The organism is Saccharopolyspora hirsuta (assembly GCF_008630535.1).
Lineage (GTDB): Bacteria > Actinomycetota > Actinomycetes > Mycobacteriales > Pseudonocardiaceae > Saccharopolyspora > Saccharopolyspora hirsuta.
The window spans coordinates 88,968-104,937 of sequence record NZ_VWPH01000014.1; the positions used below are offsets into that span (position 1 = coordinate 88,968).

11 protein-coding genes are annotated in these 15,970 nt (G+C 72.2%); 2 read left to right on the forward strand and 9 right to left on the reverse strand.

Features of this window, described 5'->3' with window-relative positions:
• Positions 1 to 26 precede the first annotated feature (26 nt).
• The gene (locus F1721_RS27195) at positions 27 to 3,188 is read left to right on the forward strand and encodes an arabinosyltransferase domain-containing protein (RefSeq protein WP_246155333.1); all 3,162 of its coding nucleotides are present in this window, start codon (positions 27 to 29) and stop codon (positions 3,186 to 3,188) included.
• Between the two features lie 194 nt (positions 3,189 to 3,382).
• On the opposite strand, the gene F1721_RS27200 is transcribed toward F1721_RS27195, so the two are convergent.
• The 6 genes from F1721_RS27200 to F1721_RS27225 form a co-directional block, all read right to left on the reverse strand.
• Positions 3,383 to 6,322, reverse strand: a complete 2,940-nt coding sequence (locus F1721_RS27200) for a translation initiation factor IF-2 N-terminal domain-containing protein (protein WP_150069646.1) — start codon at positions 6,320 to 6,322, stop codon at positions 3,383 to 3,385.
• A 166-nt stretch (positions 6,323 to 6,488) separates the two neighbouring features.
• Positions 6,489 to 7,283 (reverse strand): TIGR03936 family radical SAM-associated protein, encoded by a 795-nt coding sequence (locus F1721_RS27205; RefSeq protein ID WP_150069647.1) that lies wholly within the window; start codon positions 7,281 to 7,283, stop codon positions 6,489 to 6,491.
• A gap of 286 nt (positions 7,284 to 7,569) precedes the next feature.
• Entirely contained in the window at positions 7,570 to 9,534 is a 1,965-nt protein-coding gene (locus F1721_RS27210; protein WP_150069648.1) for a TIGR03960 family B12-binding radical SAM protein, read from the reverse strand.
• Between the two features lie 95 nt (positions 9,535 to 9,629).
• Positions 9,630 to 10,169: a GNAT family N-acetyltransferase gene (locus F1721_RS27215; protein ID WP_246155334.1), complete on the reverse strand. Its 540-nt coding sequence runs from the start codon at positions 10,167 to 10,169 to the stop codon at positions 9,630 to 9,632.
• A gap of 5 nt (positions 10,170 to 10,174) precedes the next feature.
• Positions 10,175 to 10,585 (reverse strand): nucleoside-diphosphate kinase, encoded by a 411-nt coding sequence (gene ndk / locus F1721_RS27220; protein WP_150069649.1) that lies wholly within the window; start codon positions 10,583 to 10,585, stop codon positions 10,175 to 10,177.
• Positions 10,586 to 10,712: 127 nt separating this feature from the next.
• Positions 10,713 to 12,248, reverse strand: coding sequence for an alkaline phosphatase D family protein (locus F1721_RS27225; protein WP_150069650.1), 1,536 nt, complete (start codon positions 12,246 to 12,248; stop codon positions 10,713 to 10,715).
• A gap of 152 nt (positions 12,249 to 12,400) precedes the next feature.
• Here F1721_RS27225 and F1721_RS27230 point away from each other — a divergent pair, with 152 nt between their 5' ends.
• On the forward strand, positions 12,401 to 13,501 hold the full coding sequence (locus F1721_RS27230; RefSeq protein ID WP_150069651.1) for a zinc-binding dehydrogenase: 1,101 nt from the start codon (positions 12,401 to 12,403) through the stop codon (positions 13,499 to 13,501).
• A gap of 11 nt (positions 13,502 to 13,512) precedes the next feature.
• Here F1721_RS27230 and F1721_RS27235 read toward each other — a convergent pair whose 3' ends face one another.
• The 3 genes from F1721_RS27235 to F1721_RS27245 all read right to left on the reverse strand — a co-directional run bounded on the left by F1721_RS27235 (position 13,513) and on the right by F1721_RS27245 (position 15,946).
• Positions 13,513 to 13,953: a DUF4233 domain-containing protein gene (locus F1721_RS27235; protein WP_246155335.1), complete on the reverse strand. Its 441-nt coding sequence runs from the start codon at positions 13,951 to 13,953 to the stop codon at positions 13,513 to 13,515.
• Between the two features lie 137 nt (positions 13,954 to 14,090).
• A complete protein-coding gene (gene folC / locus F1721_RS27240) occupies positions 14,091 to 15,458 on the reverse strand; it encodes a bifunctional tetrahydrofolate synthase/dihydrofolate synthase (RefSeq protein ID WP_150069653.1) in 1,368 nt (455 codons plus the stop codon).
• Positions 15,459 to 15,493: 35 nt separating this feature from the next.
• Positions 15,494 to 15,946 (reverse strand): helix-turn-helix domain-containing protein, encoded by a 453-nt coding sequence (locus F1721_RS27245; RefSeq protein ID WP_246155336.1) that lies wholly within the window; start codon positions 15,944 to 15,946, stop codon positions 15,494 to 15,496.
• Positions 15,947 to 15,970 lie beyond the last annotated feature (24 nt).

A 15,970-nucleotide genomic window follows, 5' to 3' on the forward strand; every position in this document is an offset into this window, starting at 1 on the left:
CCGCAATCCTCGGAACCGTCGGGACGGTGCTCGCCCTCCTGATCCCGTTCCTCCCGGTCAACCACGACATCGCCACGCTGAGGTGGCCGACCGCGGAGGGCACCAGATCGGTGTCCGCGCCGCTGGTCGCCTACTCACCGCTGTGGTTGGACGCGGAGGTGCCGTGCGCCGCCGTGCGGAGCCTCGACGAGCGCACCGCCGGGCCCGGCATGCTGCTGAGCACCAACCCGCCGTCCTCGGACTTCGGCAAGCTGACCGGCCTGGTGCTGCAGGTCGACGACGGCCAGGTCGCGCTGTTCTCCAAGGGGCGGCAGGTCAGCACCGTCGACCTCCCGGCCGGTGACTGCAGCATCACGCTGCGGGCGGACGCCTCGGGCACCACCGCCACCGTCGGCGGCAAGCAGTGGGCGCACGTGCTCGGCGACCAGCGGCCCCAGCTGACCGGCATCTACTCCGCGCTGGACAACGCGGTCGACGACGTCCGGGGCCTGTCCTTCGAGGCCCGCGTGGACAACCGGTTCAGCACCGAGCCGACGGTGCTGAAGGTGGTCGTGATGGCGCTGACCGTCGCGGCGTTCATCGGTTGCATCGTGTGCCTGCGGCGGTTGGACGTGCGCGCCGGGCGGCGGGCACCGCGCCTGGCCCCGACCGGCTGGTGGAAGCCGACGCTGCGGGACACGGCGGTGTTCGCCACGTTGGGCGTGTGGTGGCTGATCGGGGCGATGACCTCCGACGACGGCTACGTGCTCAGCATGGTGCGCTCGGAGCAGAGCGCCGGGTACGTCAGCAACTACTACCGCTGGTTCGCCAACCCCGAATCGCCGTTCGGCTGGTTCTACGAGCCGTACGCGCTGTGGGTGCAGATCTCCACCGCGACCCCGTGGGTGCGGCTGCCCGCGCTGCTGATGGGCATCGTGTCCTGGCTGCTGATCAGCCGGGAGGTGCTCCCGCGGCTCGGCCAGCAGGTGCGGCGCTCCAACGCCGCCGGTTGGGCCGCCGCCGCGGTGTTCCTGGCGTTCTGGCTGCCCTACAACAACGGCCTCCGCGCCGAGCCGGTCGTGGTGCTGTTCTCGCTGCTGGCGCTGTGCGCCGTCGAGCGCGCCGTGGCCACCGGGCGGCTGATGCCCGCCGCACTGGGCCTGGTGGGCGCGGCGCTGTCGGTCGGCGTCAACCCGCACGGCCTGGTCGCCGTGCTGCCCTACATCGCCGCGATCAAGCCGCTGTTCCGGCTGGTCCGCAAGCGGGCGCAGGAGTTCGGCTGGCTGCCGGTGCTGGCGCCGATCTCCGCGTCCGGGTTCGTCATCCTGACGCTGGTCTTCTACGACCAGACCTTCCGGTCCGTGCTGGACTCGATGGAGCTCAAGACCACCTTCGGCCCGAACGGCCGGTGGTACGAGGAGCTCAGCCGCTACAGCCTGCTGTTCAGCCAGAGCCCGGACGGTTCGCTGACCCGGCGCTTCCCGGTGCTGCTGGTGATCCTCTGCCTGGTGACCTGCGCCGTGGTGCTGCTGCGCCGCAACCGCATCCGGGGCGCGGCGCTGGGCCCGAGCCGACGGCTGCTGGCCATCACCGCGATGTACTTCGGGGTGCTGGCCCTCACCCCGACCAAGCACACGCACCACTTCGGCATCTTCGCCGCGGTCGGCGGTGCGCTGGCCGCGCTGACGGCCTTGGCGACCAGCACCACGGTGCTGCGCTCGCGGCGCAACCGGGCGGCGTTCGTGGCCGGGCTGATGGTGATCCTGGCGTTCGCGGCCACCGGGCCCAACGCCTGGTGGTACGTCTCGGGCTGGGGCATCCCCTGGTTCGACAAGCCGCCGTCGATCAAGGGCTACAACTTCAGCACGCTGTTCCTGGTCTTCGCCGCGATCGCGGGGATCATCGCGCTGATCGAGCACCTGCGCATCGACGAGAACAACCCGAAGGTCGTCGACGAGAGCTGGAACAGGGAGAAGCGCAGCCGGGCGCTGCGGCTGGGCACCGCACCCCTGTCGCTGCTGTGCGCCCTGCTGGTGCTCGGCGAGCTGGCGGCCTTCGGCAAGGCGATCCAGAAGCAGGACGACACCTACAACCTGGGTGTGGACAACATCAAGCAGCTGGCCGGGTCCAGCTGCGGGCTGTCCGACTACATCGACGTGGAGACCGACCCCCGGGCCGGGGTGCTGCCGGTGGCCCCGGACCAGCCGACGAAGGCCGCGCCGGTGACCGACAAGGCGGTGCCGGTCCCGCCGCGGCGCCTGGTCGGCCACGAGACCGCCGCGCAGTACCTGCAGCCGAAGGAGACCGGCTTCACCCGGCCCGGCGTGCCGGTCAACGGCAGCGACCCGGAGGAGCCGAGCTGGCGGCCGCCGAACCAGTTCGGCGACGACGAGGCCCCGGCGTGGGGCAGCTACGACGAGGCCGGGCTCGGCACCGGCGAGCTGCGCACGCCCTGGTACGACCTGCCGCCGGAGGCGCTCAGCGGCGAGGTGCCGGTGGTGCTGAGCCTGGCCGGTGCCGAGACCGGGGCGAACTCCGTGGTGCTGGAGTTCGGCCGGGACACCGAGCGCGGCTTCGAGATCACCGGTCGCTACACCGTGGAGCAGGGCCCGCCGCCGGGCTGGCGCGACCACCGGTACACGCTCGGCGCCGAGGCCGAGGGCGCCACGAAGATGCGGCTCATCGCGATCGACCAGGCGCTGGGCGCGGACGGCTGGCTGGCGGTGACCGCGCCGCGCGTGCCGAAGCTGACCAGCATGACCCAGCTGGTCGGCGGTGCCCCGACGTTCGTGGAGTGGCCCGCCGCGCTGGTGCACCCGTGCCTGCGGATCTCCGGGCTGTACAACGGCATCGCCGAGATGCCGCACTTCCGGGTGTCGGCCGGTGAGCTGGTGCGCGACGTCGGCGAGGGCTGGTCGTCGCCGGACGCGGGCGGGCCGTTCGGCTGGCTCAACGTGGCCTCCAGCGTCCGGGAGCTGCCGACCTACCTGCGCGGGGACCCGCAGCAGGACTGGGGTTCGCTGTACGTCGTGCACCCGTACGACGCGGACGCGCTCCCCGCGGAGGCGGCGCTGGACATCCGGCCGGAAACGCACTGGGGCACCTGGTCGCCGGGACCGCTGACCCAGGCGGTGGAGCTGCCGGGCGACGTGCCCAGCTCCGACGACCGGACCGACATCCCCACCTTCGACACGCCCCAGCAGGACTGATCGACGCGAAGGGCCCCTCCGACCTGGTCGGAGGGGCCCTTCGCGTCACCTGGTCCAGAAGTCCAGCCGGTGGTCGGCGGCGAAGCCGCCGTGTTCTTCGCCTGCCCCGAACGACGGGGAAATCTCCCGGGGTGGAAAAGCGGGATGGCCGACCCGTTCGAGAACGGATCGGCCATCCCAGCTGCTTCGTCGGCTCAGCCCTCGACGGGCGGACCGGCGGGCCGCGACGCGGACCGGCGCCGTGCCCGGCGCACCGGCGCGGCCGGAGCCACGTCGGCCATGCCGTTGTCGGTCGACTGCACCGGCTCGGCGGGCTTGCTGATCACCAGCGGCGCCACCGGAGCGCCAGCGCTCCCGGCGGCCCGCGTCGCCTTCCGGCGCCGCCCGTTGGCGCTCGGCTCCGCCGCCGCGGCCTCCGGCCGCTCGACCGGCTTCGCCTCCGCGGGCTCCGGCTTCGCCTCCACCTTCGGCTCTGCGACCTTCGGCTCAGCCTTCGGCGTCTCCGCCTTCGGCTCCGCCACCGGCTCGGCCTCGGCCTTCGGTGCTTCGGCCTTCGCCTCCGCCGCCTTCGGAGCCTCCGCCGCCTTCGGCGCTTCGGCCTTCACCGGCTCCGCCTTCGGCTCCGCGGCCTTCGTCGCTTCCGCGACCTTGGCCACCTCGGCCTTGGCGGCCTCCGCCTTCGCGGCCTCCGGCTGCTTCGCCGACTCCGTCGACTTCGCCTCGGTGCGCTCGGGCTGCTCGGTGTCCTGCTGCTTGCCGCGGTTGCGGTTGCGGCGCGAGCCGTTGTTGTTGTTCCCGCCGCCGTGGCCGTTCGGGTGGTGGATCGGCTCGGTGGAGACCAGCAGGCCGCGGCCGCGGCAGTGCTCGCAGGTGCTGCTGTAGGCCTCGAGCAGGCCGGTGCCGACCCGCTTGCGGGTCATCTGCACCAGGCCCAGCGAGGTCACCTCGGCGACCTGGTGGCGGGTGCGGTCCCGGCCCAGGCACTCGGTGAGGCGGCGCAGCACCAGGTCGCGGTTGGACTCCAGCACCATGTCGATGAAGTCGATGACGATGATGCCGCCGATGTCGCGCAGCCGGAGCTGGCGGACGATCTCCTCGGCCGCCTCCAGGTTGTTGCGGGTGACGGTCTCCTCGAGGTTGCCGCCCGAGCCGGTGAACTTGCCGGTGTTGACGTCGATGACCGTCATGGCCTCGGTGCGGTCGATCACCAGGTAGCCGCCGGAGGGCAGCCAGACCTTGCGGTCCAGGGCCTTGGCGATCTGCTCGTTGATCCGCTGCTCGGTGAACACGTCGTTCTTGCCGACGTGCTTGACCAGCCGCTGCGCCAGGTCGGGCGCGACGTGCTGGACGTAGGCCTCGATGGTGTCCCAGGCGTCGGAGCCCTGGACCGTCATCTGCGAGAAGTCCTCGGTGAACAGGTCGCGGACGACCTTGATCAGCAGGTCCGGCTCCTCGTAGAGCAGCTGCGGGGCCTGGGCGCCGGGGATCTCGGCCTTCTCCTTGATGACCTCCCACTGCGCCTGCAGCCGCCGCACGTCGCGGTCCAGCGCCTCTTCGCTGGTGCCCTCGGACGCGGTGCGGATGATCACCCCGGCGTTGTCCGGGACGATCCGCTTCAGGATCTCCTTGAGCCGCTTGCGCTCGGTGTCGGGCAGCTTGCGGCTGATGCCGGTGGCGCCGCCGCCCGGCACGTACACCAGGAAGCGACCCGGCAGGCTGATCTGGGTGGTCAGCCGGGCGCCCTTGTGGCCGACCGGGTCCTTGGTGACCTGCACCAGGACGCTGTCACCGGTCTGCAGCGCCTGCTCGATGCGGCGCGCCTTGCCCGCCAGGCCAGCGGCGTCCCAGTCCACCTCACCGGCGTAGAGCACCGCGTTGCGGCCGCGGCCGATGTCGACGAAGGCGGCTTCCATGCTGGGCAGCACGTTCTGCACGCGGCCCAGGTAGACGTTGCCGACCAGCGAGCCCGAGCCCGAGGAGGTCACGAAGTTCTCGACGAGGACGTTGTCCTCGAGCACCGCGATCTGGGTCTGGTCGCCGTTCTGCCGGACCACCATCTTGCGGTCGACCGACTCGCGGCGGGCCAGGAACTCGGCCTCGGAGAGCACCGGGGCGCGGCGCCGACCGGCCTCGCGGCCGTCCCGGCGGCGCTGGCGCTTGGCCTCCAGGCGGGTCGAGCCCTTGACCGCGCGGACCTCGTCGTCGCTGCTGTCCTGGCGGGTCTCGGCGGCCGGCTCGCGGACGTGCACGACGGTGTTCGGCGGGTCGTCCTCGCGGGCGCCGGTCTCGTCGTCGGACGACCCCTTGCGGCGACGGCGACGGCGGCGACGGCGGTTCGTCTCCCCCGAGCCCTCGGACTCGGCGGCGGGCTGCTCCTCGGCGGACTCCTCCTCCGCGGGCTGCTCGGCGGTCTCGGTGCCGGTCTCCTCGGTGGTCTCCGACTCGCCTTCACCGCTGGTCTCGGCGTCGGCACCGCGACCGCGACCGCGACCCCGGCGACCGCGACGACGGCGCCGCCGACCGGTGCCCTCGGTCTCCTCCTCGCCCTCGGCGGACTCGGCCGGGGCTTCGGTCTTGGTCTGGGTCTCGGCGGGCTCCTCAGCCGCGGCGGGCTCCGGCTCGGCCTTCGGCTCGGGCCGCGCCTCCTGCGGCGACGGGGCCAGGAACATCGCCTCCGGCGCGGCGAAGACCGGCGTCAGCCCGGCGGGCGCGCCGCTGTCCGGGCCCGGTTCGTTCGCGGCCGCTGCGAAGTGCGCGGCGGGCACGGCGGGTGCCGACTCCGCAGCCGGTTCCCCGGCGGTCGGCTGCTCGGCCTCCGCCTGCTCGGGAGCAGGGGTCTGCTCCGCCTCGGGCTGCTCCGGTTCCGCCGGGGTCTCCGACTCGGCCACCAGCTCCGGGTGCATGGCCTGCACGACCTGCAGCGCCACCTCCCGGGTGATGTTCGACTGGGCGCTGCGAACCGATTCGCCGATCGACTCCAGCGTGTTGATGATCTCCCGGCTGCTGGAACCCAGCAGCTTGGCCAGTGCGTGCACGCGGAGCTTGGCGGGCAGCTCGATGGTGCCCTGCTCTGCTCCGGTGGGTGTGGGCGATTGCCCGCTGGCGCTTCCAGCGGGCGTATCCGTGTTCAACATCCAGCTCCTCCGCCCCCGGGCGCGTCCGGGTGGACGCGGCCGCACAGAGGCATGTGCGTTCTTCGGTCTCCGCCGCCCGCGGGCGACGGCAATTCTGGTGGTCCCTCCGCCCCGGGCCTTCGGGCCGGGAAGTCACACGGCGGGTCGGCGACGTCCGCGCCGTCCGTCACCCGGCCGTGGGCTCCCCCGCCGGACTCCACTCGGCGCCTGAGTCCTGGGCCAACGGGTCGGCGATGCCTCCTCCGTCGTCGAGCCGACCCTGTTCCAGCCGGGTCGCGCTCGCGGCGGCCGACGGTGCCAGACCGGCGACGACACGCAGGGCGCTCAGTACGTCGTCGGGTCGTACGACGGGTGTTGTCTGCCGCACGACCGTTACAAGTATCCCATACGGTTCCGATGCCTTCGGCCAATCGTCCACTCGGGCGGTCGCAGCGGAATTTTGATCACGCTGCGCAACCGCCTGGTGGGCCTCCTGGACCTCCGCGCTGAGCAGCGCCGCACGCGCGTCGATGGTGCGGCGACCGTCCTTGGTCATCCGCTCCACGAGCACGCTCTCGGCCGCCATCAGCGCCGCTACGGCGTCGCGCAGCTCGGCGACGTCCGTGCCGGGCAGGTCGATCCGCCACCGGCTCACCTCCAGCCGGTCCGCCAGCGCACCGGGCTGGGCCTCCGCGGCCTCGAGCACGTCGATGCCGTCGGGCAGCGCGGCGTTGAGCTCGGCGCGCAGCGCGTCCGGCTCCACCCGCTCCACGAGCTGGAGCTCCACGTACTCGGCCACGCTGGACACCCCGGTGGGCACCGCGCCCGCCCAGGACACCTTCGGGTGCGGGCTGAAGCCCTGGGAATACGCCATCGGTACCCCGGCCCGCCGCAGCGCGCGCTCGAAGGCGCGCGCCACGTCCCGGTGCGAGGTGAACCGCAGCCGCCCCCGCTTGGCGTAGCGGAGCCGCAGCTTCTGCACCGGTGGAGCCGAGGGATTCGGGTGATCTCGCCGACTCAGGATGCCCTCCCGACCATGATCGTCATCGGCGGTCCTCGCCGACCGCTCCGATGCCGATGCTTGCTTGCTCAACCGCAGTGTGACAACACCTGCGGGCCAGTTTTCGAAGGACCGTACCCCGCCGAGGGCCGCAACACCGAGAACTCGGCCATCACCGCCGCATTTCCGCTGGCAGGAAGCCGTGAGTGTTTTGCGGGGCTGTGACTCACGGGACCTGACCAGCGGAAACGGTGGCCTCCGGAGGTGCTCAGCCCTGGTTGAAGGCCGGGTTGCGGACCGGGGAGCCCTGGCCGACCGGGGAGATCGGCAGCAGCTTGCGCCCGGTCGGCCCGACCTCGATGTCGGTGCCCATGGTCGGGCACACGCCGCAGTCGAAGCACGGCGTCCAGCGGCAGTCGTCCTGCTCGCGGGCGTCCAGCGCGTCCTGCCAGTCCGCCCAGAGCCACTCCTTGTCCAGCCCGGAGTCCAGGTGGTCCCACGGCAGGACCTCGTCCTCGGTCCGCTCCCGGGTGGTGAACCAGTCCAGGTCCACGCCGAGCGGCTCGAGCTCGGCCGCGGCGCAGGAGACCCAGCGCTCGTAGGAGAAGTGCTCGTTCCAGCCGTCGAAGCGGCCGCCCTCGCGCCACACCCGCTCGATGACCCGGCCCAGCCGCCGGTCACCCCGGGAGAGCAGGCCTTCGATCATCGACGGCTTGCCGTCGTGGTAGCGCATGCCGATGTTGCGGCCCAGCTTGCGGTCGGAGTTGATCGCCTCGCGCAGCTTGCGCAGCCGCGCGTCGACGGTGTCCGGGTCGGTCTGCGAGGCCCACTGGAACGGGGTGTGCGGCTTGGGCACGAACCCGCCGATGGAGATCGTGCAGCGGATGTCCTTCCGCCCGGAGGCCTCCCGACCTGCGCGGATGACCTCCTTGGCCATCTCGGCGATCTGCAGCACGTCCTCGTCGGTCTCGGTGGGCAGACCGCACATGAAGTACAGCTTGACCTGCCGCCAGCCGTTCGCGAAGGCCGCCGAGACGGTGCGGATCAGGTCCTCCTCCGACACCATCTTGTTGATCACCCGGCGGATCCGCTCGCTGCCGCCCTCCGGGGCGAAGGTCAGCCCGGAGCGGCGGCCGTTGCGGGACAGCTCGTTGGCCAGGTCGATGTTGAACGCGTCCACCCGGGTGGACGGCAGCGACAGGCCGGTGTTGGTGCCCTCGTAGCGGTCGGCCAGCCCCTTGGTGATCTCGGCGATCTCGGAGTGGTCGGCCGAGCTCAGCGACAGCAGCCCGACCTCCTCGAACCCGGTCGCCTCCAGCCCGCGCTGCACCATCTCGCCGATGCCCTCGATGGAGCGCTCCCGCACCGGTCGGGTGATCATCCCGGCCTGGCAAAACCGGCAGCCGCGGGTGCAGCCGCGGAAGATCTCCACGCTCATCCGCTCGTGCACGCTCTCGGCCAGCGGGACCAGCGGCTGCTTCGGGTAGGGCCAGTCGTCGAGCTCCATGGTGGTGCGCTTGAAGACCCGGTACGGCACGCGCTCCTGGTTGGGCACGACCTGGTCGATCGCGCCGTCCTCGCGGTAGCTGACGTCGTAGAACTTCGGGACGTACACCCCGCCGGACTCGGCCAGGCGCAGCAGCAGCTCGTCGCGGCCGCCCGGTCGGCCCTCCGCCTTCCAGCGGCGGACGGCCTCGGTGATCTCCAGGACGGCTTCCTCGCCGTCGCCGAGCACGGCGGCGTCCAGGAAGTCGGCGATCGGCTCCGGGTTGAACGCCGCGTGGCCGCCCGCCAGCACGATCGGGTGGTCGTCGGTGCGGTCGGTGGCGTGCAGCGGGATCCCGGCCAGGTCCAGCGCGCCGAGCAGGTTCGTGTAGCCCAGCTCGGTGGCGAAGCTGACGCCGAGCACGTCGAAGGCACCGACCGGGCGGTGCGCGTCCACGGTGAACTGCGGGATGCCGTGCTCGCGCATCAGCGCCTCGAGGTCCGGCCACACCGCGTAGGTGCGCTCGGCCAGCACGTCCGGCTGCTCGTTGAGGATCTCGTAGAGGATCTGGACGCCCTGGTTGGGCAGCCCGACCTCGTAGGCGTCGGGGTACATCAGGCACCACCGGACGGCGGTGTCGTCCCACGCCTTCAGGGTCGCGTTGAGCTCCCCACCCACGTACTGCACGGGCTTGGACACCCGCGACAGCAGCGGTTCCAACCTGTCGAAAACGGACTCCACACGCACCCAACCAGGGTAAAGGCCCGACCCCTCGCCGAGGAGCGGGGGCGATTCCGGCGGAGTCGACTCGCGCTCTCCGCCGGAACCGCGCAACACGGAATTCAGACGTCGCGCGTGAACCAGATCTTGTCCCGGTCGTCGCCGGGGGCGACGCGCACCGCTCCCGGCCAGCGGCCCCGCTCGACCCAGCCCAGCGCCCCGTAGAAGCGCTCCAGGCCGTGACCGCCGCGGGCGATCAGCTCCAGCTTCTCCAGGCCCAGCGCCCGGGCCTGCACCAGGACGGCGTCGTGCAGCTGCTTGCCCCAGCCCGCGCCCTGCAACCTCGGGTCCACCGCCAGCCACTCCAGCTCGCCGGTGTGCCTGCGGACCGGCAGCTTGCCGGGGCGCAGCACCGCGAAGCCGACCAGCTCGTGCTGCTGACCGATGGTGATCAGGTGCACCGCCCGGTTGCGGACGTCCTCGACCACCTGGTCCGCCACGGCGCGCAGCTCGTCGACCGGATCGGCCGGGCTGAACCCGATCGCTCCCCCGGCGACGGTGACCCGCCCGATCAGGTCGGCCAGCGCGTCCGCCAGGTCCGGGTGGACGGTGTCCACCCGGTGCGGCCCGGTGACGAAGCCCGCCGGGTCGATCCCGGTCACCGGCGTCAGAGCTCCGGGAACCAGAGCTTGAGCTCGCGCTCGGCGGACTCCGGCGAGTCCGAGCCGTGCACGAGGTTGAACTGGACCTCCAGGCCGAAGTCGCCGCGGATGCTGCCCGGCGCGGCCTTCTCGACCGGGTCGGTGCCGCCGGCCAGCTGGCGAAACGCCGCGATGGCGCGCGGGCCCTCGACGCACGCGGCCACCACCGGGCCGGAGGTGATGAACTCGATCAGGGAACCGAAGAACGGCTTGCCGTCGTGCTCGGCGTAGTGCTGCTCGGCCAGCTCGCGGTCGACGTTCTTCAGCTCCAGCGCGACCAGCTTCAGGCCCTTGCGCTCGATCCGGCTGATCACCTCGCCGACCAGGCCGCGCTCGACCCCGTCGGGCTTGACCAGGACCAGGGTGCGCTCGCTCACGGTTGTCCTCCTTCGTCGCCTTCGGCGCCAGGTGCCACCACGCACCGCGCCCGATTTGCCCGCCAGCGTATCGATGCAGGTGACGAGCCCGACGCCGGGCCACTCCGCACCGCTGCGGGACGGCTGGTCAGCGCTGGGGGTCGAGGGTCTTGGCCCAGAGGGAGCGGCCCGCCTGGTCGCGGAGGTCGACGTGGAGCTGGCCGGTGCGGGCGTCGATGTTGACCTCGCCGAAGTGCTGGAAGCCCTCCAGCGGCGAGGCGCCCTGGCGGGTCGGCGCGCTGACGAAGACCTGCTCGGGCCCGAAGGTCGGGTCGAGCTTGTTCGGGCCGAAGGCACCGGCGTGCAGCGGGCCGGAGACGAACTCCCAGAACGGGTCGAAGCCCTCGAAGGCCGCGCGCTCCGGGGAGTAGTGGATCGCCGCCGAGTAGTGCACGTCCGCGGTCAGCCAGACGATGTTGCGCACCCCGCGGCGGCTGATCTCCTGCAGCACCCAGGCCAGCTCCGCTTCGCGCCCGTTGGGCACGCCGGGCAGGCCGTTGGCGACGCCCTCGATCTTGTCGCCGTCGGGGACGACGATGCCGATCGGCATGTCCGAGGCGATCACCTTCCAGGTCGCGCGCGACCGGCTGAGCTCGTCGACCAGCCACCGCGCCTGACGCTCGCCGAGGATCCGCTCCGGGCTGGTGCCCGTCGAGTTCGGGTCGCGGTAGCTGCGCATGTCCAGCACGAACACGTCGAGCAGCGGGCCGTGCGGGACCTTGCGGTACACCCGGCCGTCCACCGCGTCCTGGCGGCGGACCGGCTGCCACTCGTGGAACGCCTGGAAGGCCCGCTGGGCCAGCACGTCCACGCGCTTCTCGGTGTACTTGTCGGAGTCCAGGACCTCGCCGGGGTACCAGTTGTTGGTGACCTCGTGGTCGTCCCACTGCACCAGCTGCGGCACCTGAGCGGCGAAGCGGCGGAAGTTCTCGTCGAGCAGGTTGTAGGCGAACTGCCCGCGGTACTCGGCCAGCGTCTCGGCCACCTTGGACTTCTCCGGGGTGACGATGTTGCGCCACACCCGCCCGTCCGGCAGCGTCACCGACTCCTCCAGCGGGCCGTCGGCGTACACCGTGTCCCCGCTGTGCAGGAAGAAGTCGGGGTTGCGGGCGGCCATCGCGTTGTAGATCGTCATGCCGCCGACGTCCGGGTTGATGCCCCAGCCCTGCCCGACGACGTCGCCCGACCACAGGAACCGCACGTCGCGGCGGCCGCGCGGCACGGTGCGGAAGGTGCCGGTCAGCGGCTCGCTGTCCACCCGGCCGTCCAGGTCCTGGGCGACGACGCGGTAGTGCAGCTGCTGCCCCGGCGGCAGCCCGCCCAGCCGGAGCTCCCCGGTGCCGTCGGTCTCCGGGGTCAGCAGCGGGCCCGGGACCCGGCGCGCGTCGCGGAAGTCGGCGTGCCGGGAGACCTCGACGAACATCCGCGACGGCCGGTCTGCGCGGGTCCACACCACGGCGCCGTCCGGGCTCGGATCCCCGAGCTGCACGCCGTGGGTCAGCTCGGGACGTCCGGAGCGGGCGAAGGCCGGGGCGCCGGACAGCAGCAGACCGGTGGCGGCGAGGCCGGTGGCGGCGGCACCCCGGAGCAGGGTGCGCCGGTTCAGCGCGGGATCGGTGCTCATGCCGCTGGTTCTATACGCGCCAGGCGGCTGCCGGATCACCGCTGGACGACGCCGAGGTGAAGAGTGCGTGCCGTTCGCGGGCCTGGTGCGCGGCGGATCGGCGCGATAGCTTCACCGTCAAACCGACTGGCCGGTCTGACGAGGAGGTCCGGATGCGCGCCGCCGTGCACACCGCCGCGAACCAGCCGATGCGGATCGAGGAGCTCGCCGACCCGCGGCCGAAGGCCGGCGAGGTCGCCATCGACGTGCGCTCCTGCGGCGCCTGCCACACCGACCTGCACGTGCTCAAGGGCGAGCTGCCGTTCCCCACCCCGACGGTGCTGGGGCACGAGGTCGCGGGCGTGATCGCCGAGGTCGGCCCGGGCGTCACCGAGCTCGCGGTGGGCGACCCCGTGGTCACCAGCTTCATCATGCCGTGCGGCCAGTGCGCGCAGTGCGCCCGCGGCAACGAGGAGATCTGCCAGCGGTTCTTCGAGTTCAACCGGGGCAAGGGGCGGCTCTACGACGACGAGACCAGGCTGTTCCGGCCGGACGGCGAGCCGGTGTGGATGTACTCCATGGGCGGGCTCGCCGAGCGGTGCGTCACCCCGGCGACCTCGGTGTACCGGGTGCCCGAGGGCGTGGAGCTGGCCGACGTCGCGTCGGTGGGCTGCTCGACGATGACCGCTTACGGCGCGCTGCGGCACGCGGCGGACCTGCACGTCGGCGACACCGTGGCGGTGGTCGCGGCGGGCGGTGTCGGTTCGGCGCTGATCCAGCTGGCGTCGGTGTTCGGCGCGTCGATGATCATCGCCGTCGACATCAGCGACGAGAAGCTGGCCGGGGCGGAGGAGCTGGGCGCCACGCACTTGGTCAACTCGGCCGAGGTGGACGCCCCGGCCGCGATCCGCGAGCTGACCGGCGGGCGCGGCGTCGACGTCGCGTTCGAGGCGCTGGGCGCGGTGCCGACGTTCAACGTGGCGCGCGACTCGGTGGTGGAGGGCGGGCAGGTCGTGGTGGTCGGCATCGCCGCCCGCGGGACGACCGGCGAGTTCGACCTGGCCACCATCGCCCGCCGCAAGCTGCAGATCAAGGGCTCCTACGGCGCCAAGCCGCGCCGCGACATGCCGGTCCTGCTCGACCTGGTGGCCCGGGGTCTCCTGCGCCCGCAGGACGCGATCAGCCGCCGCTACCCCTTCGACCAGGTCCAGGAGGCCTACGACGCCCTCAAGCGCGGCGAGATCATCGGCCGCGCCGTCGTCGACATCGGCTAGAGCGGCGACCGTCAGTCGGTCTTGTCCTCCGGGGGGTAGCCGGGCGGGTGGCCGAGCTGGTCGTAGAGCTGGCCCTCGCGCATGCGGCGGGCCACGTCGTTGCGCAGGTACAGGATGTAGCCCCAGATCGCGGCGAAGATCGCGCCCATGATGCCGACCGACGGGTGCACGAAGTAGCACAGGACCATCGCGCCCTGCAGGACCAGCGCCACCGCCAGGCCCCACGGGCGGCGCTGCACGAACGCGGCCGCCAGCATCAGCACCGACAGCACCGCGACGATGACGAACCCGGCGCTGGACACCCCGCCGCCGAACCGCCAGACCACCGGCAGCGCCAGCATGAAGGTGATGAACTCCAGCACCAGCGTGCCAGCCATGATCCCGCGCAGGCCCTTCCACGGGTCGCGCACACCGGGCGGCGCCTCCGGCAACCCCTTGCCCGAATCGGGCACAGTTCCGCCTCCCCGCGGTTCACCGCTGCCGTCGCGCTTCGCAGTGGTCTCGCGTTGCGCGGATTCTTGTGGCTGAGTTGCGTCACGGTCCCCTGAGGTGCGGTCGCGCGGGGTTCGGGACTGCGGATTCTGATCGTTCATGCTGGTTCCTTGCCGAACAACGCTCGGGCCTCGCCCGCGGTGACCACCGAGCCGGTGATCACCACTCCGCCACCGGACACCGATTCGCCGGGGTCGTCGGTCTCCTCGGCGAGCTGGACCGCGGTCTCGACCGCGTCGTCCAGCCGCGGTTCGACGACGATGCGGTCCGGGCCGAAGATGTCCTTGGCCACGCCCGCCAGCGCGTCGGGGTCCATCGCGCGCGGCGAGGAGGTGCGGGTCAGCACGATCTCCTCGACCACCGGTTCCAGCTCGGCCAGGATGCCGCGCGCGTCCTTGTCGCCGAGCACGCCGACCACGGCGACCAGGCGGCGGAAGGAGAACTCCGAGCTCAGCGCGTCGGCCAGGGCTCGGGCGCCGTGCGGGTTGTGCGCGGCGTCCACCAGCACGGTCGGCGCGGAGCGCACCCGCTCCAAGCGGCCCGGTGTGATGACGCCCGCGAAGGCCTCGCGGACCCGTTCCACGTCGAGCTGGCGGTCGGCGCCAGCGCCGAAGAACGCCTCGGTCGCGGCGAGCGCGAGCGCGGCGTTGCGCGCCTGGTGCTCGCCGTGCAGCGGCAGGAACACCTCGTCGTAGACGCCGCCCAAGCCCTGCAGGCGCAGCATCTGCCCGCCGACCGCGACGGTCCGCGACAGCACGCCGAACTCCTGGCCCTCGCGGGCCACCGTGGCGTCGACCTCCGCGACGCGCTCCATGATTACCTTCTGCGCGGCCGCGGGCTGGGCCGCGACCACGGCGATCGAACCGGGCTTGATGATCCCGGCCTTCTCCTTGGCGATCCCTGCGATGTCGTCGCCGAGGTACTCGGCGTGGTCCAGCGCGACCGGGCAGACCACCGCGATCTTGCCGTCGGCGACGTTGGTGGCGTCCCAGCTGCCGCCCAGCCCGACCTCGATCACGGCCGCTTCCACCGGGGCGTCGGCGAAGGCCGCGAAGGCCATCCCGGTCAGCACCTCGAACTTGCTCATCCGCACGTCGCTGCGGGAGTCCACGATGGACACGTACGGCGCGACGTCCCGGTAGGCCTCGACGTAGGCCTCCGGGCTGATCGGCTTGGCGTCGATGCTGATCCGCTCGGTGGCCAGCTGCAGGTGCGGGCTGGTGTAGCGGCCGGTGCGCAGGCCGAGCCCGGTCAGCAGGGCGTCGGTCATCCGCGAGGTGGACGACTTGCCGTTGGTCCCGGCGATGTGCACCACCGGGTAGCTGCGCTGCGGCTCGGCGAGCAGATCGGTGAGCGCCCGGATCCGGTCCAGCGACGGTTCGATCTTGGTCTCCGGCCAGCGTTCGTTGAGCTCGGCCTCCACGGCGCGCAGCTCCTGCAGCGCGGCGGGATCGGTGCCGGACAAGTGCCCACTCCCCTGCGAACGACGAAATGTCGAGTTCAGTCTACGGCTCCGCCGCAGCTCCGGACCGGAGCCCCGCGACCGGGGCCGCGAACGCCCGCGCCGGACGTCACCGATTCGTCGAGCACCCGCTGGAAGTGCGGGCAGGTGGCGATGTCGGCGTGGTCGCAGTCCAATGCGCACTCGATCAGCTCCAGGGACGCCTGTAGATCATCGATGCGTCGGCGGAGCTCGTCGCGGTGGGTCCGCATGATCCGCTGCCGCGCGCCGGGGTCCGCGGTCGCCAGCACCTCCCGGATGGCGTCGAGGCCGAGTCCCGCCTGCTTGGCGCGCAGGATGATCGCCACGCGGTACAGGTCGTCCGCGCCGTAGCGGCGCCGCCCCGAGGCTCGGGCCGGTGCGAGCAGCCCCATCGATTCCCAGTGCCGCAGCACGTGGGTGGCGAGGCCGAAGTGCGCGGCCAGCTCGCCGATGCCGAGTGTTGACTTCACGTCGACATGAAGTCGCAGGCTCGA

Excerpts from the sequence above, each read along its gene's own strand:
- F1721_RS27200 (WP_150069646.1), bottom strand. The coding sequence starts at position 6,322 with ATGTTGAACACGGATACGCCCGCTGGAAGCGCCAGCGGGCAATCGCCC.
- F1721_RS27225 (WP_150069650.1), bottom strand. The coding sequence starts at position 12,248 with ATGAGCACCGATCCCGCGCTGAACCGGCGCACCCTGCTCCGGGGTGCC.
- F1721_RS27230 (WP_150069651.1), top strand. The coding sequence starts at position 12,401 with ATGCGCGCCGCCGTGCACACCGCCGCGAACCAGCCGATGCGGATCGAG.